A 23,670-nucleotide genomic window follows, 5' to 3' on the forward strand; every position below is an offset into this window, starting at 1 on the left:
CCTGCCTCAGGCGCGGATGCGCCCCGCCAGCGTATTGCGCACGGCGGACAGACGCGCCGGATCGAGGGCACTGGTCCGCCCCTCGGCGCACAGGGCTCCACGGAAGCCGAGATAATGCGGCCGCAGCGCCGCCAGCGGAGCGATATCCGCCATCTTCAGTGAACCCGCGAGGCCGGTCAGCAGCCCTTCAGCTCGGGCGGCCGCGACGAAGCGGGCGAGGGTTTCCACCGGTAGATGGGCGAGCAGGCCGCCCGCCGCCTTGTCCGCCGTGTCCAGCATCACGCCATGGAAGCCGGCGGCGGCGAACAGCGGCACGGCAGCAAGGTCCGGCGCCTGATCGGCGAAGAGCACGGCGATCAGCCGGGTCTCGCGGGCGAGGGGGCGAAGGGCTTCGAGTACGGGCGGTAGGGCGGCGCCATCGCCGCGGGCAAATCCGATCTTCACGAGGGGCACGCCGGTGGCGGAGGTGCGCTCGGCGGCGGCGCGCAGCGCGTCCGGGTCCAGCGGGTGGTCGCCAACCGTTGCGCTGAGGCTGCCCGGTGCGCCGGCGGCGCGCCACAGGGCCACGGCGTCCAGCAGCGCTTCCGGCGCCCAGGCGCCCAGCGCGCCCTCGGACGGGTTCTTGAGATCCAGGATATCGACGCCCGCCGCCAGCGCCGTGCGCATCTCGTCGAGGGTCGCCACCGATGCAAGGAGGCCCGGCCGGGCCGGAACGTGCGCCGTCATGATGCCGCTCGCGCCCGGTGGTCGGCGATGGTCTCGCACAGCCAGTCCCACGCCTCACGCTCGGCCGGGCCGGCGGTCTTGTCGATGGCGATGGAGAGATAGTTCATCTCCCGGTCCACCCGGTCCGTGTCCATCATGTGCAGGCGCGAGACGAGGATGGCGCCTTCCAGCACAGCTGCGACGGCGCGGTTCAGGCCGAGGAAGGGCGCATGTGTCTCGCGGTGGATGGTGCGGCAGAAGAAGCGGGGGCGGGTGGGGTCGTCCTCCATCCGCACCACTTCCACCTCGTCATGGGCGAGGCAGTCGGCGAGGCGTGCCGCGCCCTTGAGAAGGGTGGCGGGGACGGTGGGCCAGGAGCGATGCCGGCCGGTGATGCAGCCGGCGAAGATGCGGGCATCGTCCGAGAAGTTCACCACGCAGCTCTTTGCCGCCGCCAGATTGTCCAGCGTGCGCGAGGGGCGGAAGGGCTGGAGCAGATAGCCGCCCTCCACCACGCTCGCGCCCATGGGGGCGATATGCGCCTCCCCGGCGGCCGAGACGGTGGTGACGATGGTCTCCCGGATCACGCGCTTTCGCCTTTCTTCTTCGATGAAAGCGTCGAGCCCGCTTCCTTGAATGTCAACCGATGGGCCTCCTCGGCGCTCCCGCCGGTCTCGCCCGCAACGCCCCACTTCAGCGGCTCGTCCTGCGCGTAGCGCTTGCCGAGGTGGTGGGCGATCTCCGCCCGCGCCGTCTCCACGCCGAGATAGAAGGCGTGGGCGCCGTCGTCCTCCACCTTGAGGTGGGGGAAGAGGGCGAAGGGGTCCGCCGCAACATGGTGGCCGTCGCGGTTGTAGACGTGAATGCCCTGCTCCGTCACCTCGATGCGGAAATTGCGGTCGGCCACCGTGGATGCCAGCCGCTCCACCTCTTCGGGGCTGGTGGACCAGGGGCGCCGGTCGCGCAGAGCCATCAGCCCGCCGCCAAAGCCCTGCGGCAGGGCGCCCGCCTCCCGCGCGGCGTAATATTCGCGCCGCGCCCGGTCGAACTCGCGCACCGCCGTACGGCAATGGGGGCTCACCTGCACCGCCAGGACGGCATTGAGGCGCAGTTCGGAGATGATACCCATCAGCAGCGCGTTCATGCCAGTGGTGTCGGCGTCCGTCAGCTCGGTGACATTGCCGATGCCCATCAGGATGGGGATGTCCGGCTTCAGCCGCCGCAGCTCCGCATAGCGCACGAGCGAGGCGGTGAAGCCGAGATGGATGGGATCGAGGATGGGATCGGCAAGGAAGGGCCGCCCCGCCGCCTCGCACGCCTCGACGGCCCGGATAAGGGACGCAAGGTCGCCCGCCTGCGCCGGCACCAGCACCGGCACGGCCGCGCCTTCATCGGCGATAGCGAGGTTGGTCTCGTTGAGGCTGAGCAGATAGTCCGCCCCGGCGCGGGTGCCGCGGCGCAGTTCCTCCGGATCGAAGCTGTCCACACTCACCTTGAAGCCCTCGCCCTTGAGGGCGGCGATGGCTTCTTCCAGATGCGGAAACGGATTGTCGGGCAAGGCGCCGAGGTCGATCACGTCCGCGCCCTCGCCCCTCAGGAAGCGGGCACGGTCCAGCAATTGCGGGATGGTGAGGCGGGTCGCGTCCACGATCTCGGCGAACAGCGTCACATCGTGGCGGTCGAGGGGCACATTGCGGCCCTTGCCGCGGCCGAAATAGCTGGGCAGGTCCGCCGCCTCCTCCGGCCCGCGCTCGAACGGCAGGCCGAAGCGGGCGGCGAGGCGCTCCAAGTCGCCCCGGAAGCGGCCGGGCATCAGCACCTTGTCCGTGCCTTCGGGCAGCTTGAGGCGGCGCTCCACGATCTCCGCCGTCATCAGCGCCGCGACCTTCACGCCGATGTTCACCACCACCGGATCGAGCGTGCCGTCCGCGAGCTCCTCCGCGATGCGGCGGATGCGCGGCTCGGCCAGCGAGCCGGTGACGAGGGCGACGCGCTCGGCCATGGCTCAGGCCGGGACGGGATAGAGGGTGGCAAGCTCGGCCCGGCGACGGGCGACGGCGAGGCGCAGTTCCTCCAGCGTCTCGGCCACCACGGTCGCCTCGAAGGTCTTGAGCTTCGCGGTGTTCTCGAGATCGATGCGGCGCGGATAGACCGGCACCGGGCCTTCCGGCGCCATGGTGATCATCTCCGGCTGGCTGTCGCAGGCGAACACGATGCAGGCCACCCGGCACTTGCCGGCCTGGGCGAAGCAATTGGTGACGAGCGTGTCCGAAATGCCGTGCACCGCCTTCGCCACCGTGTTGGAGGAGGCGGGGGAGACGACAAGGGTGTGATACTCGCCGTGATAGAATCGCCCGACGGAGGCGGAGGACGCCGAATTGTCGCGGAACACCTGGGTCTGGGCCGGCAGGGGTTCCTTGTCCTGCTTGTACATGCGCAGCACTTCGTCCGCCGCGTCGGAGATGAACAGGTCCACGTCCTGAAGCTCGCGGATGATCTCGATGCTCTCGGTGAAATAGTGCCCCGAGCCGGTGAGGGCCCAGGCCCAGCGGGGCGGCTTCTTGCTGGAACGGGTCTCGCTCATGATCGGCGCGGGCCTTCTCTCGTTTCCTCGATGCTCTGCGGTGCAAGCGGTTTGAGCGCCTGCTCCATCAGCGCCCCGTCGTCGGCGGGGACGAGGACAATATCGCCAGAATATCCCCGTGCCATGGTCGCAAAAGCCGCATCCACCAGACCGGCCGCAGTCCAGGCCGCAATATCGCTCGCGCGGTCGCCGGTCTGGGGGATCGTCACGCCCGGCGCCTTCACCAGTACCAGCCGTGGGGCCGGAAGCTGTGCGGCGAGCCACAAGGCGAGGCTGTCGGATGTCACGTCCCAGCCCTGGGGAATGTCCGGCGCGTCGAGGGTCATGGTTGCGGGAAGCCACAGGGCGGCGCCGGTCGCGGCGGCGGACGTCAGCTCGGCCAGCGTCCGCGCGCGGCGCAGGCCCGGGGCCAGGTCGAGGAAGGCGAAGGCCATCTGCTCCATGGCGAGGATCGCCATGCGGTGGGCTGCCCCATCGGAAAGCCCCATCTGCGGCTGAATCACGCGAACCTGATCGGCCAGGGCTCCGCCCCCCGGCACGAGCACCAGTCCCTTCCGGCCCGAGAGGCGTTCGAGCAGAAGCCGGGGCGGGGCACCCCGCGTCAGGCTTCCACCAATTTTGACAACAAGGGTCACGCTCAAGCCGTCGTTCCGGGTGGTCTCAAGGTCGCATCGAAGGCCGGGTTGGAAACATGCTAAGGAACCCGACCCCTCCGCCGGGGGTATATGTCGTGTCCTAGGTGGAGGCGTCTGCCCGGTAAAGCATCCAAGCTGGCTTCCGCGAAACTGCAGGTGCGAACACCACCGCCATGCACAGCCGGGGCCCGGCCGACAGAGAGGATATAGCTCAATGCGTCTTGTTCTGGCTTCTGCCCTTGTCCTCGCCGCCGCCACCGGTTCGGCCTATGCCGACCCCGACGTCGCCAAGGGCGAGACCGTATTCAAGAAGTGCATGGCCTGCCATGCCATCGGCCCCGACGCCAAGGTGAAGGTCGGCCCGCCGCTGAACGGCATCGTCGGCGCCAAGTGGGCGCACTTCGAGGGCTATGCCTATTCCCAGGACATCAAAGACGGCGCCGCCGCCGGCAAGGTGTGGGACGAGGCGACCCTCAACGACTACATCGAGAATCCCAAGCACCTCGTGCCCAAGGGCAAGATGGCCTTCGCCGGCGTCAAGAACGAGGACGAGCGCAAGGACCTCATCGCCTTCCTCGCCCAGTTCAAGCCCGACGGCTCCAAGTAAGCTCTGACAGGGAGGCGTCGATACCGAGCCTTGAGGGGCTCCGGGCGACGCCTTGCCGCGTCTGACACGGTATCTGCGTCCCTCGCATCCTCCATTCGGGGGATGCAACCAAAGGCTGCTCTTGTGGATAATACCTGAGCGCCGGTCAGGGCGTTGTCTCCCGAGGGGCGTTCGGGGGGTGAGACAGGCGGGGCCCTTCGGGTCTCCGCCTGTTTTCGTTTCCGGGGGTCGGAAACCGCAAGCTTGCAACGCGCGCCGATGCGTGGTGTCCCTCCGGCGAGAGGAGCCGCCATGCCCGAGCACGATTTCCACGCCCAACGCCTGCACGTCGCCGCCGATCTGGCGGAGGGCGCCGAGATCGTGCTGGAGCGCGAGGCGGCGCATTACGTGGCCAATGTCATCCGCCTCGGGGTGGGCGAGGACATTCTCCTGTTCAACGGCCGGGACGGCGAATGGCGGGCGACCAGGATCGCCGGCGGCAAGCGCGAGGTGCGCCTCGAAGTTCTGCGCGAGACCCGCGCCCAGCCGCCCGCGCCGACGCTGGAATATGCGTTCGCACCGCTGAAGCATGCGCGGCTCGATTATATGGTTCAGAAGGCGGTGGAGATGGGCGCGGGCATCCTGAGCCCGGTCATAACCCGCTACACCCAGGTCTCCCGCGTCAATGTCGAGCGCATGTCGGCCAATGCCGTCGAGGCTGCCGAACAGTGCGGCATCCTCAGTCTGCCCCATGTGGAGGAGCCGCGCCCGCTCGACAGCTGGCTCGCGTCCCTCGCCGAGGACCGCCTTCTGGTGTTCTGCGATGAGGCCTCGGCCGACGAAGACCCTATTGCCGCACTGAAGCAGGCCCGGCCCGGACCGGTGAGCGTCCTGATCGGCCCGGAAGGGGGATTCAGCCCCGAGGAGCGCACGCGCATCGCCCCGAGAGGCCTCACCCTCAGCCTCGGTTCGCGCATCCTGCGCGCCGATACGGCAGCCGTCGCCGCCCTTGCGCTGGTGAATGCGGCGCGCCGGTGAGGCGGTTTAAACGCCCATTGGGATCTTTTGTTCCGTCGTGGGGCGCAAAATAGTTCTTGCGATTCGTTCGCGAACTACTTTGGATTTTGTCCATCTCGCGTGCATCGCGGGAAGACATTGAACCTTAACGTGCATTCTGGCGCGTGAATCAGTGCCCAAATTTGGACTGATTTCGCGTCAGTCTCCCCGGAACTTCGCAATAGGGCGGGCGTTACTGGCTCGCCGTGACGCCAGGTTCTGTGGAGGGCTCCGTGTCGAACGATTACAGCTTCGGAATAGAAGAGGAGTTCTTCGTCGTCGATGCCCAGACGAAGGCGGTGCAAAGGCGCATGCCGGCAGGCTTTTTCGATGAGCTGAAGGAGCGGCTGGGCGATGCCGTCTCGGTGGAGATGCTCCAGTCGCAGCTGGAGATCGCGACCCGCCCGTCCACCGGCATCGGCAGCGCGCTGGATGAAATCCGCAAACTGCGCCACGCCGTCTCACAGGTCGCGGGCGAGCACGGCCTCGCCGTCATCGCCTCCGGCACCCACCCCACCGCCACCTGGGACGGCGTGCGCGCCACGCGGGCGAACCGCTACGACGGCGTGATGAACGACCTCAAGATGCTGGGCGAGCGCAACATGGTGTGCGGCCTGCACGTGCATGTGGAACTGCCCGACCCGGACGAGCGGGTGGACGTGATGCGCCGCATCGTCCCCTACATCCCGCACTTCATCGCCCTCTCCACCTCCTCGCCCTTCTGGGGCGCCAAGCAGACTGGCCTGATGGGCTACCGGCTTGCCGCCTATGACGAGCTGCCGCGCACCGGCCTGCCGGAGATGTTCGAGAACAGCGCCGCCTATGAGCGCTATGTGGAAGCCATGGTGGCGGCGCGGGCCATCACCGATTCGAGCTATGTGTGGTGGGCCATCCGCCCCTCGCGCCAGCTGCCGACCCTGGAACTGCGCGCGCCGGACAGTTGCACCCGCTCGACCGACACGGTGGCCATCGCCGCCCTCTACCGCTCGCTGGTGCGCTTCCTCGTCCGCAATCCCCACCACAACCGCGATGTGGGGCCGGTGGACCGGGCCATTGCCGACGAGAACAAGTGGCGCGCCCAGCGCTACGGCGTGCACGGCTCGTTCGTGGACCTTGCCCAGCGCCGCGCCGTGGCTGTGCGGGATGCGGTGGATGGGCTCGTCAACCTCGTGGCCTCGGACGCGGAAGCGCTGGGCTGTCTCGACGCCCTCATGCGCGTGCGCACCATTGCCGAGGAAGGCACCAGCGCCGACGTGCAACTCGCCGTCTTCCAGGAGGCCCAGCACCGCACCGGCAACCGCACCGAGGCCCTTGGCGCGGTGAAGAGCTGGCTGGCCACGACCACAATGCAATGAGGTCGCTGCGGAAGGTCGCTTTCCCCGTCGTTTCTTGATCGAAGCCAGTACTGGCGGGCGGTAAATGTGCTCTAGGCTCCCGGCGGCTCGAACAGCGCCGGAGGCCGCCCGTGGAGATCGCCGGACAGGGTTCGCAGGACGAGGCTTCTCCCGTCGGGAGCGCACCTGTCGATGCGGGGACGGCGGCCTTCTGGACAGAGGCGCCGGACGCCCTCTGCCGGCGCCTCACCTGCGGCACCACCGGACTGTCGTCCGCCGAGGCGGCCGAGCGGCTTGATCGCTTCGGCCCCAACCTCGACAAGCCGCCGAGCCGGAGCGGACCGATCCGCGCCCTGCTGCGCCGCCTGCTGGAACCGCTGATCCTCATGCTGCTCGTAGCCGCCGGCGTCTCCGCCGCGACGGGAGATGCGGCGAGCGCGGCCATTATCATCCTCGTCATCGTCGCATCCATCGGTCTCGACACGGTGCAGGAGGCGCGAGCCTCCAAGGCTGCGGCGGCCCTGCGCGAGCAGGTCGCGCTGACGGCCGAGGTGTGCCGCGATGGCGTTTTCTGCACGCTCCCCACGGACCGGATCGTGCCCGGCGACGTGTTCCGCGTGCGCACCGGCGACATCATCCCGGCAGATGCGGTGATCCTCTCCTCCGATGGCTTCGCCGCGAACGAGGCGGCGCTCACGGGCGAGCCCTATGCGGTGGAGAAGCGACCCGGCGCCGTCTCGTCCACGGTGGCGACGAACGCGCTGTTCCGTGGCGCAGTGGCGCAGAGCGGCGAGGCGGTGGCGCTCGCGGTCGCCACCGGCCGCTCGACCCTGTTCGGCGCCGCTGCTGCCCTGCTCGCGGAAGATTCCGCATTGTCGCCTTTCCAGCGCGACCTGCGGGCCCTCGGCTTCGTCATCGCCCGCGCCGCTGGCGTCTTGTCGGTAGCGGTGCTGGCGGTGAACCTCGTGCTGGGGCGGCCGCTGCTGGAATCGCTCATGTTCGCGGTGGCGCTTGCGGTAGGCCTCACGCCCGAGCTGCTGCCCATGATCACCACCGTCACCCTCTCGCGCGGGGCGGTGCGCATGGCGCAGCGCAAGGTGATCGTGAAACGCCTCACCGCCATCCACGACCTCGGCGCCATGACGGTGCTCTGCACGGACAAGACCGGTACGCTCACCTCCGCCGAGATCGTCCTCGCCGGCAGCGAGGACGCAAGCGGGCAGGCGACGCATCGGCCAGCCGAACTCGCAGCACTGTGCGCGGAGCTGGCGGGCGATCGCAGCTGGATGGATACGGCCCTTGCCGCCGCCGCGCCAGATGCGGCGGACGGCTGGTCGGCCCCCTCCCGCCTCGGCTTCGGCTACGAGCGCCGACGTGGTTCGGTGCTGGCGGAGCGGGCAGGGGACGGCGCCGGCGAGCGCCTCCTCGTCTGCAAGGGCGCGCCGGAAGCGGTGATGGACGTGTGCACCAGCCGCCGGATTGGGGACGCAATCGTCGAACTGGACGCTGAGGCCCGTGCCGCCATCGCGACCCAGCTCAAGCGGCACGCGGAGCAGGGTCTGCGCGCGATCGCCATCGCCACGCGCGCCGGCACGCCGGACGGCATGGCCCGCACCGGTAGCCTGGAGCCGGAGGACGAATCCGGTCTCGTGCTGGAAGGCTTCTGCCTGTTCGAGGACCCGCCCAAGCCCACCGCCGCCCATGCGCTGGCCCGGTTGAGGGGGGCAGGGGTCAGGGTGAAGGTGCTGTCGGGGGATGACCCAACGGTGGTCGCCCGCGTCGCCGGGGAACTCGGCATCGATGCAGCGGACATGCTCTCCGGCGCCGAAGTGGCGCACCTGTCCGACGACGCCCTGAGGGTGCGCGTGCGCAGCGTGAACGTCTTTGGCCGCATGACGCCGAACCAGAAGGTGCGGGTGGTGCGGGCCCTGATGGCCGATGGCGAGACCGTCGGCTTCCTCGGCGATGGGGTGAACGATGCTCCGGGCCTGAAGCTCGCAGATGTCGGCCTGTCGGTGGATGGGGCAACGGGCGTGGCCCGTGCCGCCGCCGACATGATCCTCCTCGCGCCCGATCTTGACGTGGTGGCGGACGGGGTGGAGGAGGGGCGGCGGACCTTCGCCAACATCCTGAAATATGTGCGGATGGGCGCCAGCTCCAACTTCGGCAACATGCTGTCCATGGCGGCGGCCAGCCTGTTCCTGCCGTTCCTGCCGCTGCTCGCCACGCAGATCCTGCTCAACAATTTGCTCTACGACCTCTCCGAGGTCGGCATTCCCTTCGATGCCGTGGATGAGGCGGACCTCGCCACGCCGCAGCAGTGGGACATGAAGGGGCTGGTACGGTTCGCGGCGGTGATGGGGCCGCTCTCCTCGCTGTTCGATTTTCTCACCTTCGCCGTGCTGCTGCTGGTGCTCGGCGCCGGTGTGGAGGCATTCCGCACGGCGTGGTTCCTGGAATCCATCGCCACTCAGGTGCTGGTGGTCTTCCTCATCCGCACCCGCCTGCCGCTCGGCGAAACGCCGCCGGACCGGACGCTGATCATCTCCGCGCTGGGCGCGCTCACCGTCGCGTTCGTTGTGCCTCTGAGCGGGATCGGCGGCTGGTTCGGCTTCGTGCCGCTTCCGGCAACCACCCTCGCCGCCGTCGCCGGCATCACCCTCGTCTATCTCGCCTGCGCGCAGAGGGTGAAGCGCTATGCGGTCGGCGTGGCGCCGACCCATGGACGGGCCGGCGGCGTCGGATAGGATGGACGACCCGGAGACAGGCGATGTCCATGGATTCCATTCCGCCCACCCAGAACCTCATCGTCTTCGACGGTGCCTGCGTCTTCTGCTCGGGTTTCGCGCGCTTTATCGCCCGCCATGATCGCAAGCGCCGCTTCCTGTTCGTCACAGCCCAGTCGGCACCCGGGCGGGCACTCTATGCTCAGTACGGCCTCGATGCGGACCTGATGGAGACCAACATCGTCATCGTCTCCGGCCGCCCGTATGTGCGTTTGCAAGCATTCGCGGCAGCGATGGGCGCGCTCGGCTGGCCATGGGCCGTCTTGGCTCCGCTCGGGTGGATTCCCAAAGTGATCGCCGACCCCTTGTATGATTTCGTCGCCCGCAACCGCTATCGCTTCGGCCGGCAGGCCTGCCCGGCCCCTTCGGCGGAGCTGAAGGCGCGTCTCATTGCGTGAGACTGTCCTCGTCCTCGGCGGCTACGGCGTCTTCGGCTCTCGTATCTGCATGGCGCTTGCGCGGGACGAGCGGGTTGACCTCGTCGTTGCCGGACGGGACCGGAACGCCGCATCCGCCTTCTGTGCCATCCATGGCGGCCGGCCCGAGGTCATCGATCGGGAGGATCCGGCGCTGGCGGATCGCGTTGCTCTCCTGTCGCCCTTTCTCGTCATCGATGCCGCAGGTCCGTTCCAGTCCTACGGTGCGCGGCCCTACCGGGTTGCCGAGGCGGCGATCGCGGTTGGGGCGCACTATCTCGATCTGTCCGACGACCCGGCCTTCACGATCGGCATCGCCATGCTGGACGCCGCCGCGCGTCAGGCCGACCTCGCCATTCTGTCCGGCGTTTCGAGCGTCCCGGCTCTGTCCTCTGCCGCCGTGGCTGAGCTCGCGTCGGACATGGCCGATATCCATCTGATCGACACGGTCATCGTGCCGGGCAACCGCGCTCCGCGCGGCCTCTCCGTGGTACGCGCCATCGTCGGACAGGCCGGCCGGCCGACGCGCATGTGGCGGGGCGGCCGCCCCGAGCAGGTGCCGGGATGGAGCGGCCTATCGCGCGTGTCGTTGCGTGTGCCGGGCAAAAGCCCGGTTGCCGGACGCTGGGCGAGCTTCAACGCGGCACCCGATCCCGCGCTTCTGCCAAGCCATTTCAAGGCGCGGTCGGTTCTGTTCCGCGCGGGCCTTGAGCTAAAAATCATGCACGGGGGCCTGCTGCTCCTGTCCCTGCCCGTGCGCTGGGGATTGGTGCGGACCCTCGCGCCCCTCGCGCCTGCACTGAAATGGGTGGCGGAGCGGCTGGAGCCGTTCGGCTCGGACACGGGCGGCATGCGCGTGCGCGTGGCCGGCCTCACGAGCGAGGGGGCCATGGAGGTGCGTGACTGGGTTCTTGTCGCCGGCGCCGGCGATGGCCCCCACGTGCCCGCCATCCCAGCCCGGGTCATGCTCGGCAGACTGCGGGCAGGCGCGGTCTCCGCCGGTGCGCGGCGTTGCGTGGCGGAGTTCAAGCTGGGCGAGGCGGAGCAGGCCATGACGGATTTCAATATCGCTACGGACCGCACGGCCGGCGCCTTTCCGCTCGCATTCGCCGAAGTGCTTGGGCCGGCGTTCGGACTGCTCCCACCCGCCCTGCGCGATCTGCACACGGTCATGGATGTGCGGCGGTGGCGGGGGGAGGCGGATATCGAGACCGGCCACGGCCACATGGCGCGGCTGATCCGGGTGCTGATGGGATTTCCAACAGGAGGAAAGCGTGTCCCCGTAACGGTCCGGATGGAGCGGCACGAGGGGAGCGAGGTCTGGGAGCGCCGCTTCGGCGGCCGTACGCTCCGCTCGCGGCTCTCTCCGGGCGGTGGCGGAGTGATAAGGGAAAGGTTCGGGCCGCTCAGCTTCGACATCGCGCTCAGGGTAGAGGCTGGTCGGCTCACATATCCCGTCGTCGCCGGCCGCTGCTGCGGCCTTCCACTGCCGCGCATGCTTCTGCCGATGAGCCGGACGGCCGAGAGCGTCGATGCCGAGGGCCGCGCGGTGTTCGATGTGGAGGTGTCTCTTCCGGGGCTCGGCCGGGTCGTCCACTACCGGGGATGGCTTGTGCCCGACGATGCGATGGCGTGAAGCGGCGGGACCAATGCCCCGCCGCCATCTCCGTTCAGAGCTTGAACGGAACCACGGTCTGCAACTGCTCGCCGAGGCCCTCGATGCCGACGCGCATCACGTCGCCGGCCTTCAGGAAGCGCGGCGGCTTGAAGCCGAGGCCGACGCCGGGCGGGGTGCCGGTGGTGATGACGTCGCCGGCGTCCAGCACCATGAACTGGCTGATGTAGTGCACCAGGAACGGGATACGGAAGATCATGGTCTTCATGGAGCCGTTCTGGACGCGCTCGCCGTTCACTTCCAGCCACATGGCGAGGGTGGAGGTGTCGGGGATCTCGTCGGTGGTGACGAGCCAGGGGCCGAGCGGGCCGAAGGTCTCGCAGCCCTTGCCCTTCATCCACTGGCCGGAGCGCTCGATCTGGAAATGGCGCTCGGAGACGTCATTGCAGATGCAGTAGCCGGCCACGTAGTCGAGGGCGTCCTTCTCCTCGACATAGCGGGCGCGCTTGCCCATGACGAAGGCGAACTCCACCTCCCAGTCGAGCTTCAGCGAGCCCTTGGGGATCATCACGTCGTCGTTGGGGCCGACGATGCAGTTCGGCGCCTTGTTGAAAAGCACCGGCTCCTCGGGAATGGGATTGTTGGTCTCGGCGGCGTGGTCCGCGAAATTCAGGCCCACCGCGACGAAATTGCCCGGACGGGCGACGCAGGCGCCGAGGCGGGCGCCTTCCGGCGCGAGCGGCAGGGACGCGGGGTCGAGGGCGGCGATCTTCTTCAGGCTCTCGGGCGCGAGCGTCTCGCCGTTGAGATCCGCGATGACGCCGGACAGGTCACGGACCTTGCCGTCTGAATCGATTAGACCCGGCTTCTCTCGTCCAAAATCGCCGAAGCGGACCAGCTTCATCGGGGGAACTCCTGATGGAATTGTATGGCGTTGTTCTGGTGTGGGCGGTGCAGGATCAGCTCCGTCCAAGGCGGGGGCACGCTGGCGCGGTCTTCGGCCAAGGTCAATGGTGGAACGGATAATTTTCGCCGGCAGGCGCCGAGGCGGCGCGCCCTGAGGCGATGCACGCCGCATGCGACGAAAGGAGCGGGGCGAATATGCCGCGCCCCGGGATGCGCCCCTCGACGGTGAGCGCTGGTCGCGCGCGCTCGTCGGCAGAGATGAGATGTTGCGATTTGACAGGTCGCCCGACCGGGCACGGGAGGGAATGACTTGGACGATTCGACCCTCGACTATTAGCCGCCTTCCCGAGGCAGCAATGATCTGCATCTAGTCTGTGCAAGTCGCAGGATTGGGCAGGTGGCCTTCCTTTTCGCGGGCGGACGTCATAAAAGGGATACACGACTCCGGCTAAGTCCGAAGCGTCGAAAGCAAGCGCGCCGGCCCCTCGGGAAGGTCAATGGGCCAGCCTGCCGGCGAACTTGAGCGGGGCGCCTTACCGGTGCCACGATGGCGCCTTAGCCGGGGCTGGCTGTTACGGTCGCACCGGCGGGCCGCGGAAGGTGGAGGTATCGGGCGTGAGCGACAGTCCTGAAACGCGCCGCTATCGCGCCCTCTTCATCTCGGATGTGCATCTGGGCACCAAGGGCTGCCAGGCGGAACTCCTCCTCGATTTCCTCAAGTACAATGAAGCCGATACCGTCTATCTCGTCGGCGACATCGTCGACGGCTGGCGGCTGAAGGCCAACTGGTACTGGCCACAAAAGCACAACGACGTGGTGCAGAAGCTGCTGCGCAAGGGCCGCAAGGGCGCGCGCATGCTCTACCTGCCGGGCAACCACGATGAGTTCCTGCGCGATTATTACGGCACCCACTTCGGCGGGATCGAGGTGGTGGAGACCGCCATCCACGAGGCGGCCGACGGCAAGCGCTATCTGGTGATCCACGGTGACGTGTTCGATCTGGTCGTGCGCCACGCCAAGTGGCTCGCCTTCCTGGGCGACTGGGCCTACACGGCGGCCCTCGGCATCAATACCTACCTCAACAAGATCCGCCGTCGCCTCGGGCTCACCTACTGGTCGCTGAGCCAGTGGGCCAAGCTCAAGGTGAAGAACGCGGTCAACTATATCGGCAAGTTCGAGGAGGCGGTGGCCGAGGAGGCCAAGCGCCATCAGGTCGATGGTGTGATCTGCGGCCACATCCATCACGCCACCATCCACGACCAGTTCGGCGTCCGCTACGTCAATTGCGGCGACTGGGTGGAGAGCTGCACCGCCGTTGCCGAGCATGAGGACGGCCGCCTCGAGATCATTTCCTGGACGCGCAAGCTGGAGAAGAATGCGCCGGCCCAGGAAGGCGAGGTCGTCGAGGGGGCGCGCGCGGCGGCCTGATGCGGGTTCTCGTGGCCACCGATGCGTGGCATCCCCAGATCAATGGCGTGGTGCGATCCCTGGAGCATACCGCCCGCGAGGCCGAGAACCTCGGGGCGGACATGCAGTTCCTGACCCCGCAGGGCTTCCGCACCGTCCCGCTGCCCACCTACAACGAGATCAGGCTCGCCCTCGCCACGCCCCGCATGATCATGCGGCGCATCGAGGCGCTGCAGCCGGACTTCGTGCATATCGCGACCGAAGGGCCTATCGGCATCCTGGTGCGCCGGGCGTGCATCGCCTCGCGCCGCACCTTCACCACCTCCTACCACACGAAATTCCCGGAATACCTCGCCGCCCGCGCGCCGGTGCCGGAGCGGCTGACCTATGCGTGGCTGCGCTCCTTCCATAATGCCGGCGGCGGCGTCATGGTCTCCACCGCCACGCTGGAGCGGGATCTCGAGGCGCGCGGCTTCAAGCGCCTGATGCGCTGGTCGCGCGGCGTGGATGCAGACCTGTTCCGTCCGCGCCCCGAGGCGACGCTGAACCTGCCGCGCCCGGTCTATCTGTTCGTCGGCCGCGTGGCTGTTGAGAAGAACATCGAGGCGTTCCTCAATCTCGATCTGCCCGGCTCCAAGGTGGTGGTGGGCAACGGCCCGGCCCTCGCCAGCCTGAAGGAGCGCTTCCCCGCCGTGCATTTCCTCGGCTCGAAGGAAGGCGAGGACCTGGCGCAGGTCTATTCTGCCTGCGACGTCTTCTGCTTCCCGAGCCGCACTGACACCTTCGGCATCGTGCTCCTGGAAGCGCTGGCGAGCGGCCTTCCCGTCGCGGCCTATCCCGTCACCGGCCCGACCGACGTGCTGGCGGATGCGACGGAGCAGGTGGGCATCCTGGACGAGGATCTGCGCACCGCCTGCCTCAAGGCGCTGGAGCTGTCGCCCGCCGCCGCCCGCCGCTTCGCACTGCGCTATACGTGGCGGGAGAGTGCCCGGCAGTTCCTCGACAACGTGCTGATCGCGCATGACATTGGACCGATCGCGCGGCGCTATCGCCTTCGGCGGCGGCGTCGGGTAGCTTCCGGCGCATGAGCGCCTCCCAGATTCAGCCCGCCCCTCTTCCCACCGCCGAAGATGTCGATGCTGCCGCCGCGCGGCTGCTCGGCTTCGCGGTCCGCACGCCGCTGGTGTTCTCGCCGGTGCTGAGTGAGCGCATGGGCGCCGACGTATTCCTGAAGCCGGAGACGCTGCAGCGCACCGGTTCCTTCAAGTTTCGCGGTGCCTTCAACCGCATGGTGCAGATCCCCGAGGAGGCGCGCGCTGCCGGCGTCGTCGCCTGCTCGTCGGGCAACCATGCCCAGGGCGTTGCCGCGGCGGCGAAGATTCTCGGCATGCCGGCCGTCATCGTCATGCCCCACGACGCGCCGGCCCTGAAGCGCGACCGCACCCGCGCACTGGGCGCGGAAGTGGTGGGCTACGACCGCCGCACCGAAGACCGCGACGCCATCGCCCGCGCCATTGCAGCGGAGCGCGGCGCCATCATGGTGCCGCCCTATGACGATCCCCACATCATCGCCGGGCAGGGCACGGTGGGCCTTGAGATCGTGCAGGACCTCGCCGCCCTCGGCCGCGTGCCCGACCTCGTGGCGGCCAATGCCTCCGGCGGTGGCCTCGTGGCCGGCATCGCGCTCGCCGTGAAGCGGGTTGCGCCGCAGGCGCGGGTGGTCGTGTGCGAGCCGGCGGGCTTCGACGACCACGCCCGTTCCTTCCGCTCCGGCGTGCGCGAGCGCAATGCCCAGCCCGACGGCTCCTTCTGCGACGCGCTGCTGGCGCCCACTCCCGGGGCCATCACCTTCGAAATCACCCGCCGCATCGTCGGCGAGGCGGCGTCCGTGACCGACGCCGAGGTGGCACGGGCGGTTGAATACGCCTTCCGCGAACTCAAGCTCGTGGTGGAGCCGGGCGGCGCCGTGGCGCTGGCGAGCCTGCTGGAGGGGCGGCTCAACGTTTCCGGCGGCACCGCGGTGATCGTGCTCTCAGGCGGCAATGTGGACGCGGAAACCTTCACCCGCTGCCTCGCCGCCGCCTGACGCATCGTGGACGAAGGCGGGGAGAACGGGCAGGGGCATCTGCCGCCGCGCGCGCTCGCGCTGCGGCTCGGGGCGGCTTACGGCACCTTCTTCATCGCGCTCGGCATCTTCCAGCCCTATCTGCCGCTCTGGTTGCAGGCGCGGGGACTGGGGCCGGAGGCCATGGGTCTCGTTCTGGCCGTGCCCATGCTCAGCCGGCTTGCCGCGACACCCCTGCTCGGCCTGCTCTCGGACGGGCTGGGACGGCCGAGGGCGCTGCTCACCCTCTTGGGAATGGCCACGGTCACGGCCATGGTGCTTCTGGCCTTCACCTCCAGCCTCCCGGCGATCCTCCTGATCCTCGGCGCCATGTCGGCGGCGTGGTTCCCCGGCTTCTCGCTGCTGGATTCCTACACCTCGCGCCTCGCCCGGGCGGGACGGGCGGAATATGGCCGCGCGCGGCAATGGGGCTCGGCGAGCTTCCTCGCGGCCAATCTCGCCGGCGGCGTGATCGTCGGCGCGCTAGGCGCGGATTCGGTCGTCCTGCTCATGGTCGCCGGCCACGCGTCCTATGTGCTCGCGACCTTCGCCTTGCCGGAACTGCTGCGGGCCGAACCCATGCCGTCGCCCCTCACGGGCCGGCGGGCGCGGCTCGGCTTTCTCGCCGGCATCGTCGCGGCCGGGCTGGTGCAGGCGAGCCATGCGGTGCTTTACCTCTTCGCCACCGTCCACTGGCGGTCGGAGGGCATCTCGCTCACGGTCATCGGTGTGCTTTGGGCGGTGGGTGTCGCGGCCGAAATGGTGCTGTTCCGCTTCGGTCGGCCACTGCTGGGCCGCTTCGGCGCCTATGGAATGATCGCCATCGGCGGCGCGGCGGCTGTGGTGCGCTTCGCGGTGATGGCGAGCGATCCGCCCCTCGCCGTGCTGCTGCCGCTGCAGTTGCTGCATGCCCTGACCTTCGCGGCGACCTATCTCGCCATGGTCGATCTTGTGACGCGGGGCGTGAGCGAGCATCGCTCCGGCACGGGGCAGACCACCGCCGCCTGGACATCGAGCCTCATGTCGTCTGCTGCGAACGTGGCCGCCGGGCCGCTCTGGGCCGTGTTCGGACCCATGGCCTTTCTGGCGGGCTGCGCGCTGGGTCTGGCGGGGGCGGGCGTGGCCCTCGCCGCCGCGCGGCTTCAGCCCCAGAGCAGGGGCTCGGGCGGGGAGACGACAGCGCCCTCGTAGTGAAGCCCGGGGCTGCGGTCGCGGGCGAGCAGCAGCGGCCCGTCGAGGTCCACCCACTTCGCCCCCTGGGCGACCAGAAGGGCAGGGGCCATGGCCAGCGAAGACGCCAGCATGCACCCCACCATGACTGAGAAGCCGAGCCCGTGCGCCGCCTCCGCCAATGCCAGCGCCTCGGTGAGGCCGCCCGCCTTGTCGAGCTTCACGTTGATGGCGTCGTAGCGCGTGCGCAGATCCGCCAGCCCGGCCCGGTCGTGGACGCTCTCGTCGGCGCAGACCGGCACCGGCCGGTCGATCCGGGCGAGGCGGCGGTCGTCGTCGGCCGGCAGCGGCTGCTCGATGAGTTCGACGCCGACAGCCGCGCAGGCATCGAACAAGGTGGGCAAATCGGCGGCCTTCCAGCCCTCGTTGGCATCGACAATGAGCCGCTTGTCCGGCGCCGCCTCGCGCACGGCGGCAAGGCGCTCGCGGTCGCCGGGGGCGCCGAGCTTCAGCTTGAGCAACGGGCGATCCGTGGCGGCTGCCGCCGCGCGGGCCATGGCCTCGGGCGTATCGAGGCTCAGGGTATAGGCCGTGACCACCGGCCGCAGGGGCGGCAGACCGGCCAGTTCAGCGCAGCCCAGGCCGGAGGATTTCGCCTCCAGATCCCACAGGGCGCAGTCGACGGCATTGCGGGCGGCGCCGGCGGGCAGGTGGTGCTGCAGCATTTCCCGGCTGAGGCCGGTGGCAAGGTCCGCCCTGAGCTGCTCGATGGCCGCGACCACGCCTTCCACGGTCTCGCCGTAGCGGGCATAGGGCACGCACTCACCGCGACCGGTGATGCCGCCTGCGGTGAGGCGCGCCTCCACCACCACGGCCTCCGTCTTGGAGCCACGGGCGATGGTGAAGGTGCCGGCGATGGGAAAGCGCTCGACGCTGAGAGACAGTTCGGCCATGGGTTAAGCTTAATAGCCGATTCCGCGCCGCCCATCGCGGGGCAGGTGACGATGGTGGCGAGGTGTGTCCTGGCTGATCTCGACGCCGCCTCCGCTCATCTGTATGGCTAGATTGCGTTCTTGCCTTGCGGGGCGGGAGCGTGTTCGGCAGGAGCCTGGGCTGCTGCCGGATTCAAGCGGGGCGACGGTTTGACCGCGGCAGGTGTCGTGGTAGGGCTGCGGACGGTAAGGTCCGAAGTCTGTTCTGGGGTTGAGACCATCCGGCGTGTCGCGCCGGTCGCCTTTGGAGACGCCGCGTTGCCGCACGCCTCGTTGATTTCCGTGCACAGCCAGGACGACCGCCTGACCGTGGCCGGCCGCGGTGCGTGGACGTCTGAATATGCTGACGAGCTGGAACAGGCGGTCAACGATACCGCCCATTCCTATGCCAAGCCCAAGGATGTCGAGATCGATCTCGCCTCCGTCGAGCGCATGGATACCTTCGGTGCCCTGCTGCTGGAGCGGCTGCGCCGCTCGTGGGTGGGCGCAGGCATCGAGCCCAAGGTCGTCGGGCTGGCACCGCGCTACAGGGTGCTCCTGGACGAACTCGCCCGCATGGGGCACGAGCCGGTGCCGCCCAAGCGCCGGCACGAAGGCATTCTGGAGCGCTTCGGCCACGAGGTCGTCAATGCCGCCAAGGACGCGCTGTCGCTTCTGAACTTCGTCGGCGCCACCGTGGCCGCCTTGCTGCGGGTGGTAGCGCGCCCGCGCAGCTTCCGCTTCACCTCCATGGTGAACCAGGTCGACCGGGTGGGCTTCCGCGCCGTGCCCATCATCCTGCTCATCACCTTCCTCATCGGCTGCATCCTGGCGCAGCAGGGCATCTTCAATTTCCGCCGGTTCGGCGCCGACATCTATGTCGTGGACATGGTCGGCGTGCTGGTGCTGCGCGAACTGGGCGTGCTCATCGTCTCCATCATGATCGCCGGCCGCTCGGGCAGCGCCTACACGGCGGAACTCGGCTCCATGCGCATGCGCGAGGAGATCGACGCGCTGCGCGTGATGGGATTCGATCCCATCGAGGTGCTGGTGGTGCCGCGCATCCTGGCGCTCGTCATCGCTTTGCCGCTGCTCACTTTCATCGGCTCCATGTCCGCCATTTTCGGCGCCGGACTGGTGTCCTGGGGCTATGGCGGCATCACGCCCGACGTGTTCCTCGATCGGCTGAAGCTTGCCATCGACCTCGATCAGTTCAAGGTCGGCATGTACAAGGCGCCCTTCATGGCCGCGACCATCGGCCTTGTCGCCTGCATGGAAGGCCTGAGGGTGGGCGGCAGCGCCGAATCCCTCGGCGAGCACACCACCGCCTCGGTGGTGAAGGCCATCTTCCTTGTGATCGTCATGGACGGTGTGTTCGCCATGTTCTTCGCCGCGATCGACATGTGAGCGGCCATGGACGCGCAGACCTCCCCCTCCACAGTCCAGACCAGCGGCCGGGAAGCCATCATCCGGGTCCACGATATCGTCGTGGGATTCGGCGACCGAGTGGTGCTGAACCACCTCAATCTCGACGTCTACCGCGGCGAGATCCTCGGTTTCGTCGGCACGTCGGGCGGCGGCAAGTCGGTGCTGACGCGCACCATCCTCGGCCTCGTGCCGAAGACCTCGGGCACGGTGGAGGTATTCGGGCAGAATCTCGACGACCTCTCCGAGCGCGAGCGCTCGGCGCTGGAGCGGCGCTGGGGCGTCTTGTTCCAGCAGGGCGCTCTGTTCTCCTCGCTCACGGTGAAGCAGAATATCCAGTTCCCGCTTCGGGAAAATCTCAAGCTGTCCCAGCGGCTTCTGGACGAGATTGCCTTCACCAAGATCGAGATGGTCGGCCTGAAATGCGATGTGGCCGAAAAGTTACCCTCCGAGCTTTCCGGCGGCATGATAAAACGCGCGGCACTTGCCCGTTCGCTGGCGCTCGACCCTGAAATCCTCTTTCTCGACGAGCCCACATCGGGCCTTGATCCGATCGGCGCGGGCGACTTCGACGAGCTGATCCGGACGCTGCAACAGACTTTGGGGCTTACGGTTTTCATGGTAACGCACGATCTCGACAGCCTGCACACGGTGTGCGACCGGATCGCGGCGCTCGCTGACGGCAAGGTGATCGCGGCGGGGACGATCGAGGACATGATGGCGGAACAGCACCCTTGGCTGCGGGCCTATTTCCACGGCACGCGGGCACGGGCTGTTCAGAGCGCGCGGCGTTAGGCGCGATCGAGGCAATTGCGCGCCTTTGGGTGCGCCAGGACAAGGAGCGGGCCGGTAAAGCGGGGCAGGCTGCAACGGAACCGGGATGAGGCATGGAAACACGGGCCAACTACACCATCATCGGAGCCTTCACGCTCGCCGTCATCGCGGCCGCGTTCGGCTTCGTGTACTGGTTCGCCGGACCGCACGATTCCACGGCCCGCAAGGTCTATGAGATCGTCTTCGACGGCTCGGTCGCCGGCCTGCGCCAGGGCAACTCGGTGCTGTTCAACGGCATTCCGGTCGGCCAGGTGACGAGCCTCGGCCTCGTGCCGGGGCAGCCGGGGCAGGTTCTGGTCCAGATCGGCATCGACAACAAGGTGCCGGTTCTCTCCGATGCGCGAGCGGGCCTGGAATCCCAGGGCCTCACCGGCATCATCGCGGTGTCGATCCGCGGCGGAAAACCGGGCGCCCCCCCGCTGCCGCCGGGCCCGAACGGTTATCCCCGCATCGCGTCCGATGGCGGGGCCGGCATGTCGGGCCTGATCAATACCGCACAGGGCGCCGCGAAGAAGATCGAGGTTCTTCTCGACGCGATCAATCCTGACGAGATCAAGAACATCATCCACAACATCGACACCTTCGCCCAAGCGGTCGCCTCCAAGTCGGACGATGTGACGAGCGTGATCGAGCAGTCGAACGTGCTGGTGAAGCAGCTTAACGGTGTGGCGGAGCGGGTGGACAAGGTGGTTTCCAGTCTCCAGGCTGCCACTGAGGACAAGAACGGCCTGCTCAACCAGGCCACCGAGGCTGCCACGTCCGTGCGCAAGCTGGCGGACAATCTCGATCAGCGGACGGCGCTCCTCACCACCGAGATCAGCCGCTTCACCGGGCCCGGCCTGAAGCAGTTCGAGGCGCTGGCCACCGACGGACGCCGCACCCTCGGCGAGATCGACCGCGTGCTCAAGGGCATCGAGCGCAACCCTCAGCAATTCATCCTGGGCGGCGGCAACTCCATTCCGAAATACGGGCGATGAGCCGATCATGAGCGACGTTCCCGTCTCCCGTACCGCGGTGCTGACCCAGGCCGCTTCTCTGGCGCGCCGCCTGCTTGCCGCGTCCCTGTTCGTCGGTGCCGCGCTCTCTCTCGCCGCCTGTGGTTCGACCCCGACTCCCACCTACAACCTCTCGGCTCCCGGCGGCTTCACGGCCGGCGGCAGCGGCAACGGGCAGCTGGTGGTGGTGGCGCCGACGGCGCTTGCCGTGCTCAACACCGACAAGATCATGGTGGAGCCCGGAGCGGGGCAGGTCGCCTATCTCGCCGATGCCCAGTGGAGCGACAATCTCCCGGCGTTGCTGCACGCCCGCACCATCCAGGCATTCGAGAATGCCAGCAAGCTGCGCCGCGTCGCCCGTCCCGGCGACGGCGTGAATGCCGACTACACGCTGGTGACGGACATCCGCACCTTCGCGCTGCGCATCACCGATCAGGGGCCGGTGGCCGTGGTGGAGATTTCCGCCAAGCTCATCGGAACGCAGAGCGGGCGCATTCTGGCGGCGCAGGTGTTCCGCGCCGCCGTGCCGGCCGCCTCATCGGCCGGTCCCGCCGCCACCGCCGCCCTCGATCAGGCGCAGGAGCAGGTGCTGGTGCAGATGGTGCGCTGGGCTTCGACCAAGTTCTGAACGGAAGGCGTGTCCGAACCGAAGGCGTCTGAACCGGCCGCCGGTTCAGACGAGCCGGTCGGCCAGCAGGAACTGAAGCGCCCGATCGAGCCGGATGTGCGGGATCGGGGCGTCGCCGATGCCCGCAGGCGGGCGGAAGCGCAGGAAGCGGAAATCCACGTCGTCCTGCCCGTCGCCTGCCATGGATGAGGCGAGGCCCCGGAAACCTGCACCGGACGGATCGAAAAGGGCATCCGGGTCCGCCGGCAGCTCGCCCGGAAACACCGCCACCTCCTCCTCGCCATCGAACACGTGGCCGCCCGCCTCCTGACCGGCCTCGGGCGTGCCGACGATGGCATCCAGCTCGTGACCACCCCGCCGCACGCGGGCCTCGCGGGTGGCTCGGATGGCGGCGAGCGCCACCACATCAAGAGTCGCGCCACGGTCCTGCGCCCGCTCGCGCGCCCGCTCCACGAGGCGGCCCAGAACCGCTTCCAGCCGGTCATGGCTCGCCCGATGCAGGTGGTCCGCCTTGGTGGCGGCGAACAGCACCTTTTCGATGCGGGGGCGGAAAAGGGTGCTCACCAGACTGTTCCGCCCGGTGCGGAAGGCGGCGAGGATGCCATCCAGCGCCCGCTCCAGGTCGGCGAGGGCGGCGGGCCCGGCATTCAGCGCCGAGAGCGTATCCACCAGCACGATCTGCCGGTCGAGCCGGGCGAAGTGGTTGCGGAAGAACGGCCGCACCACGGCGTGCTTGTAGGCCTCGAAACGCCGCTCCATCATCCCGCCCAGCGTATCGGCGCGCGAGGGCGCGTCCTCCACCTCCAGCGGGGCGAAGGTGAGGGCCGGCGATCCCTCGAGGTCGCCGGGCATGAGGAAGCGGCCGGGCGGCAGCAGGCTCATAGCCAGCCGCTCGCTGCGACAGGCGGCGAGATATGTGGTGAACCGCGCCGCCACCTCCCGCGCCCGCGCCTCGTCGGCTGGCCCGCTTGTGGGGGCATCGGCCACCGCCGCGAGGAAGGGCGCGGCCACCTCCGCCCGGGCCTGCGCCCGCGCGAGGGCGAGGCTCTGCCGGGCAAAGTCGGCGTAGGACATGTTCATCAGCGGCAGATCCAGCAGCCACTCGCCGGGATAGTCCACGATGTCGAGGGTCAGCGTCTTGAGGCTGCCGCGCCGGGTGGCATAGCGGATGGCGAGGCGAAGCTCGCTGACGCGGGTGGTGGAGGACGGCCAGCGCCGCTCCGCCCCCAGCATCTCCAGATGGCCCTCATAGGCAAAGCGCGGCACCGCGTCGTCCGGCTGGGGCTGAAGCTCCGCCCGGGCGATGCGGCCGGACTGGTACGGCTCGAAGACGGGCATCCGCGCGCCCTTGGTGAGGGCGTGGATGAGGGCCGTGGTGAAGATGGTCTTTCCCGCCCGCGACAGGCCGGTCACACCGAGGCGCAGGGTGGGATGGGCGATGCCCTCCACCCGATCCGCCAGGGCCTGAAGCGCGATGCGCGCATCGTCCACGGCGTCCGTGAAGAACGCCATC

Annotated in this window: 22 protein-coding genes; 14 read left to right on the plus strand and 8 right to left on the minus strand. The window is 68.6% G+C overall.

The window, feature by feature from the left end:
- Positions 1-6: 6 nt before the first annotated feature.
- The 5 genes from V5F74_RS14070 to V5F74_RS14090 are packed head-to-tail and all read right to left on the minus strand — an operon-like array spanning position 7 to position 3,834.
- On the minus strand, positions 7-726 hold the full coding sequence (locus tag V5F74_RS14070; protein ID WP_394008653.1) for a (5-formylfuran-3-yl)methyl phosphate synthase: 720 nt from the start codon (positions 724-726) through the stop codon (positions 7-9).
- A complete protein-coding gene (locus tag V5F74_RS14075; protein ID WP_394008655.1) occupies positions 723-1,292 on the minus strand; it encodes a DUF447 domain-containing protein in 570 nt (189 codons plus the stop codon). The genes V5F74_RS14070 and V5F74_RS14075 overlap by 4 nt, the downstream gene beginning before the upstream one ends.
- Positions 1,289-2,707, minus strand: coding sequence for a DUF6513 domain-containing protein (locus V5F74_RS14080; RefSeq protein WP_394008657.1), 1,419 nt, complete (start codon positions 2,705-2,707; stop codon positions 1,289-1,291). The genes V5F74_RS14075 and V5F74_RS14080 overlap by 4 nt, the downstream gene beginning before the upstream one ends.
- Positions 2,708-2,710: 3 nt before the next feature.
- Positions 2,711-3,289, minus strand: coding sequence for a flavoprotein (locus V5F74_RS14085; protein ID WP_024278865.1), 579 nt, complete (start codon positions 3,287-3,289; stop codon positions 2,711-2,713).
- Entirely contained in the window at positions 3,286-3,834 is a 549-nt protein-coding gene (locus V5F74_RS14090; protein ID WP_394008659.1) for an aspartate kinase, read from the minus strand. The genes V5F74_RS14085 and V5F74_RS14090 overlap by 4 nt, the downstream gene beginning before the upstream one ends.
- A 304-nt stretch (positions 3,835-4,138) precedes the next feature.
- Here V5F74_RS14090 and V5F74_RS14095 point away from each other — a divergent pair, with 304 nt between their 5' ends.
- The 6 genes from V5F74_RS14095 to V5F74_RS14120 all read left to right on the plus strand — a co-directional run bounded on the left by V5F74_RS14095 (position 4,139) and on the right by V5F74_RS14120 (position 11,738).
- Positions 4,139-4,531, plus strand: coding sequence for a c-type cytochrome (locus V5F74_RS14095; RefSeq protein ID WP_024278867.1), 393 nt, complete (start codon positions 4,139-4,141; stop codon positions 4,529-4,531).
- 291 nt (positions 4,532-4,822) lie between these two features.
- A complete protein-coding gene (locus tag V5F74_RS14100; RefSeq protein WP_394008661.1) occupies positions 4,823-5,548 on the plus strand; it encodes a 16S rRNA (uracil(1498)-N(3))-methyltransferase in 726 nt (241 codons plus the stop codon).
- A gap of 251 nt (positions 5,549-5,799) precedes the next feature.
- On the plus strand, positions 5,800-6,921 hold the full coding sequence (locus V5F74_RS14105; RefSeq protein WP_394008663.1) for a carboxylate-amine ligase: 1,122 nt from the start codon (positions 5,800-5,802) through the stop codon (positions 6,919-6,921).
- A 110-nt stretch (positions 6,922-7,031) separates the two neighbouring features.
- Complete coding sequence (gene mgtA, locus V5F74_RS14110) at positions 7,032-9,647, plus strand: magnesium-translocating P-type ATPase (protein ID WP_394008665.1); 2,616 nt, start codon at positions 7,032-7,034, stop codon at positions 9,645-9,647.
- A 23-nt stretch (positions 9,648-9,670) separates the two neighbouring features.
- Entirely contained in the window at positions 9,671-10,084 is a 414-nt protein-coding gene (locus V5F74_RS14115) for a thiol-disulfide oxidoreductase DCC family protein (protein WP_394008667.1), read from the plus strand.
- Positions 10,077-11,738 carry a DUF4166 domain-containing protein gene (locus tag V5F74_RS14120; RefSeq protein WP_394008669.1) on the plus strand — a complete coding sequence of 554 codons (1,662 nt, stop codon included), beginning with the start codon at positions 10,077-10,079 and terminating at the stop codon, positions 11,736-11,738. The genes V5F74_RS14115 and V5F74_RS14120 overlap by 8 nt, the downstream gene beginning before the upstream one ends.
- A gap of 34 nt (positions 11,739-11,772) precedes the next feature.
- On the opposite strand, the gene V5F74_RS14125 is transcribed toward V5F74_RS14120, so the two are convergent.
- A complete protein-coding gene (locus V5F74_RS14125) occupies positions 11,773-12,621 on the minus strand; it encodes a fumarylacetoacetate hydrolase family protein (RefSeq protein ID WP_374251816.1) in 849 nt (282 codons plus the stop codon).
- 617 nt (positions 12,622-13,238) lie between these two features.
- Between V5F74_RS14125 and V5F74_RS14130 the strand changes: the two genes are divergently transcribed.
- From V5F74_RS14130 to V5F74_RS14145, 4 genes are read left to right on the plus strand one after another with little or no spacing between them, the layout of a single operon-like run.
- Positions 13,239-14,051, plus strand: coding sequence for a UDP-2,3-diacylglucosamine diphosphatase (locus V5F74_RS14130; protein ID WP_024278874.1), 813 nt, complete (start codon positions 13,239-13,241; stop codon positions 14,049-14,051).
- Entirely contained in the window at positions 14,051-15,118 is a 1,068-nt protein-coding gene (locus V5F74_RS14135) for a glycosyltransferase family 4 protein (RefSeq protein WP_029558659.1), read from the plus strand. Before V5F74_RS14130 ends, V5F74_RS14135 begins: the two co-directional genes overlap by 1 nt.
- Positions 15,115-16,116: a threonine ammonia-lyase gene (locus tag V5F74_RS14140; RefSeq protein ID WP_029558658.1), complete on the plus strand. Its 1,002-nt coding sequence runs from the start codon at positions 15,115-15,117 to the stop codon at positions 16,114-16,116. The genes V5F74_RS14135 and V5F74_RS14140 overlap by 4 nt, the downstream gene beginning before the upstream one ends.
- A 6-nt stretch (positions 16,117-16,122) precedes the next feature.
- Entirely contained in the window at positions 16,123-17,325 is a 1,203-nt protein-coding gene (locus V5F74_RS14145) for an MFS transporter (protein ID WP_394008671.1), read from the plus strand.
- On the opposite strand, the gene dgcA is transcribed toward V5F74_RS14145, so the two are convergent.
- Positions 17,277-18,257: an N-acetyl-D-Glu racemase DgcA gene (gene dgcA / locus V5F74_RS14150; RefSeq protein ID WP_394008673.1), complete on the minus strand. Its 981-nt coding sequence runs from the start codon at positions 18,255-18,257 to the stop codon at positions 17,277-17,279. The genes V5F74_RS14145 and dgcA overlap by 49 nt on opposite strands.
- Positions 18,258-18,554: 297 nt before the next feature.
- Here dgcA and V5F74_RS14155 point away from each other — a divergent pair, with 297 nt between their 5' ends.
- The 4 genes from V5F74_RS14155 to V5F74_RS14170 all read left to right on the plus strand — a co-directional run bounded on the left by V5F74_RS14155 (position 18,555) and on the right by V5F74_RS14170 (position 22,157).
- The gene (locus V5F74_RS14155) at positions 18,555-19,682 is read left to right on the plus strand and encodes an MlaE family lipid ABC transporter permease subunit (protein ID WP_024278879.1); all 1,128 of its coding nucleotides are present in this window, start codon (positions 18,555-18,557) and stop codon (positions 19,680-19,682) included.
- 6 nt (positions 19,683-19,688) lie between these two features.
- Positions 19,689-20,495 carry an ABC transporter ATP-binding protein gene (locus V5F74_RS14160; RefSeq protein ID WP_394008675.1) on the plus strand — a complete coding sequence of 269 codons (807 nt, stop codon included), beginning with the start codon at positions 19,689-19,691 and terminating at the stop codon, positions 20,493-20,495.
- A 92-nt stretch (positions 20,496-20,587) separates the two neighbouring features.
- Positions 20,588-21,511: an MlaD family protein gene (locus V5F74_RS14165; protein WP_394008677.1), complete on the plus strand. Its 924-nt coding sequence runs from the start codon at positions 20,588-20,590 to the stop codon at positions 21,509-21,511.
- Between the two features lie 7 nt (positions 21,512-21,518).
- Positions 21,519-22,157 carry an ABC-type transport auxiliary lipoprotein family protein gene (locus V5F74_RS14170; protein ID WP_024278882.1) on the plus strand — a complete coding sequence of 213 codons (639 nt, stop codon included), beginning with the start codon at positions 21,519-21,521 and terminating at the stop codon, positions 22,155-22,157.
- 45 nt (positions 22,158-22,202) lie between these two features.
- Here the strand turns inward: V5F74_RS14170 and V5F74_RS14175 are convergent, their stop codons facing one another.
- On the minus strand, positions 22,203-23,669 hold the full coding sequence (locus tag V5F74_RS14175) for a YcjX family GTP-binding protein (RefSeq protein WP_394008679.1): 1,467 nt from the start codon (positions 23,667-23,669) through the stop codon (positions 22,203-22,205).
- Between the last annotated feature and the right edge of the window lies 1 nt (position 23,670).

The organism is Xanthobacter aminoxidans, from assembly GCF_043193615.1.
GTDB lineage: Bacteria > Pseudomonadota > Alphaproteobacteria > Rhizobiales > Xanthobacteraceae > Xanthobacter > Xanthobacter aminoxidans.

What these genes read in the sequence shown, in the direction of transcription:
- V5F74_RS14095 (WP_024278867.1), top strand. Translation starts at nt 4,139, where the DNA reads ATGCGTCTTGTTCTGGCTTCTGCCCTTGTCCTCGCCGCCGCCACCGGT.
- V5F74_RS14170 (WP_024278882.1), top strand. Translation starts at nt 21,519, where the DNA reads ATGAGCGACGTTCCCGTCTCCCGTACCGCGGTGCTGACCCAGGCCGCT.
- V5F74_RS14135 (WP_029558659.1), top strand. Translation starts at nt 14,051, where the DNA reads ATGCGGGTTCTCGTGGCCACCGATGCGTGGCATCCCCAGATCAATGGC.
- V5F74_RS14085 (WP_024278865.1), bottom strand. Translation starts at nt 3,289, where the DNA reads ATGAGCGAGACCCGTTCCAGCAAGAAGCCGCCCCGCTGGGCCTGGGCC.
- V5F74_RS14100 (WP_394008661.1), top strand. Translation starts at nt 4,823, where the DNA reads ATGCCCGAGCACGATTTCCACGCCCAACGCCTGCACGTCGCCGCCGAT.
- V5F74_RS14175 (WP_394008679.1), bottom strand. Translation starts at nt 23,669, where the DNA reads ATGGCGTTCTTCACGGACGCCGTGGACGATGCGCGCATCGCGCTTCAG.
- V5F74_RS14165 (WP_394008677.1), top strand. Translation starts at nt 20,588, where the DNA reads ATGGAAACACGGGCCAACTACACCATCATCGGAGCCTTCACGCTCGCC.
- V5F74_RS14140 (WP_029558658.1), top strand. Translation starts at nt 15,115, where the DNA reads ATGAGCGCCTCCCAGATTCAGCCCGCCCCTCTTCCCACCGCCGAAGAT.
- V5F74_RS14160 (WP_394008675.1), top strand. Translation starts at nt 19,689, where the DNA reads ATGGACGCGCAGACCTCCCCCTCCACAGTCCAGACCAGCGGCCGGGAA.
- dgcA (WP_394008673.1), bottom strand. Translation starts at nt 18,257, where the DNA reads ATGGCCGAACTGTCTCTCAGCGTCGAGCGCTTTCCCATCGCCGGCACC.
- V5F74_RS14080 (WP_394008657.1), bottom strand. Translation starts at nt 2,707, where the DNA reads ATGGCCGAGCGCGTCGCCCTCGTCACCGGCTCGCTGGCCGAGCCGCGC.
- V5F74_RS14125 (WP_374251816.1), bottom strand. Translation starts at nt 12,621, where the DNA reads ATGAAGCTGGTCCGCTTCGGCGATTTTGGACGAGAGAAGCCGGGTCTA.
- V5F74_RS14115 (WP_394008667.1), top strand. Translation starts at nt 9,671, where the DNA reads ATGTCCATGGATTCCATTCCGCCCACCCAGAACCTCATCGTCTTCGAC.
- V5F74_RS14070 (WP_394008653.1), bottom strand. Translation starts at nt 726, where the DNA reads ATGACGGCGCACGTTCCGGCCCGGCCGGGCCTCCTTGCATCGGTGGCG.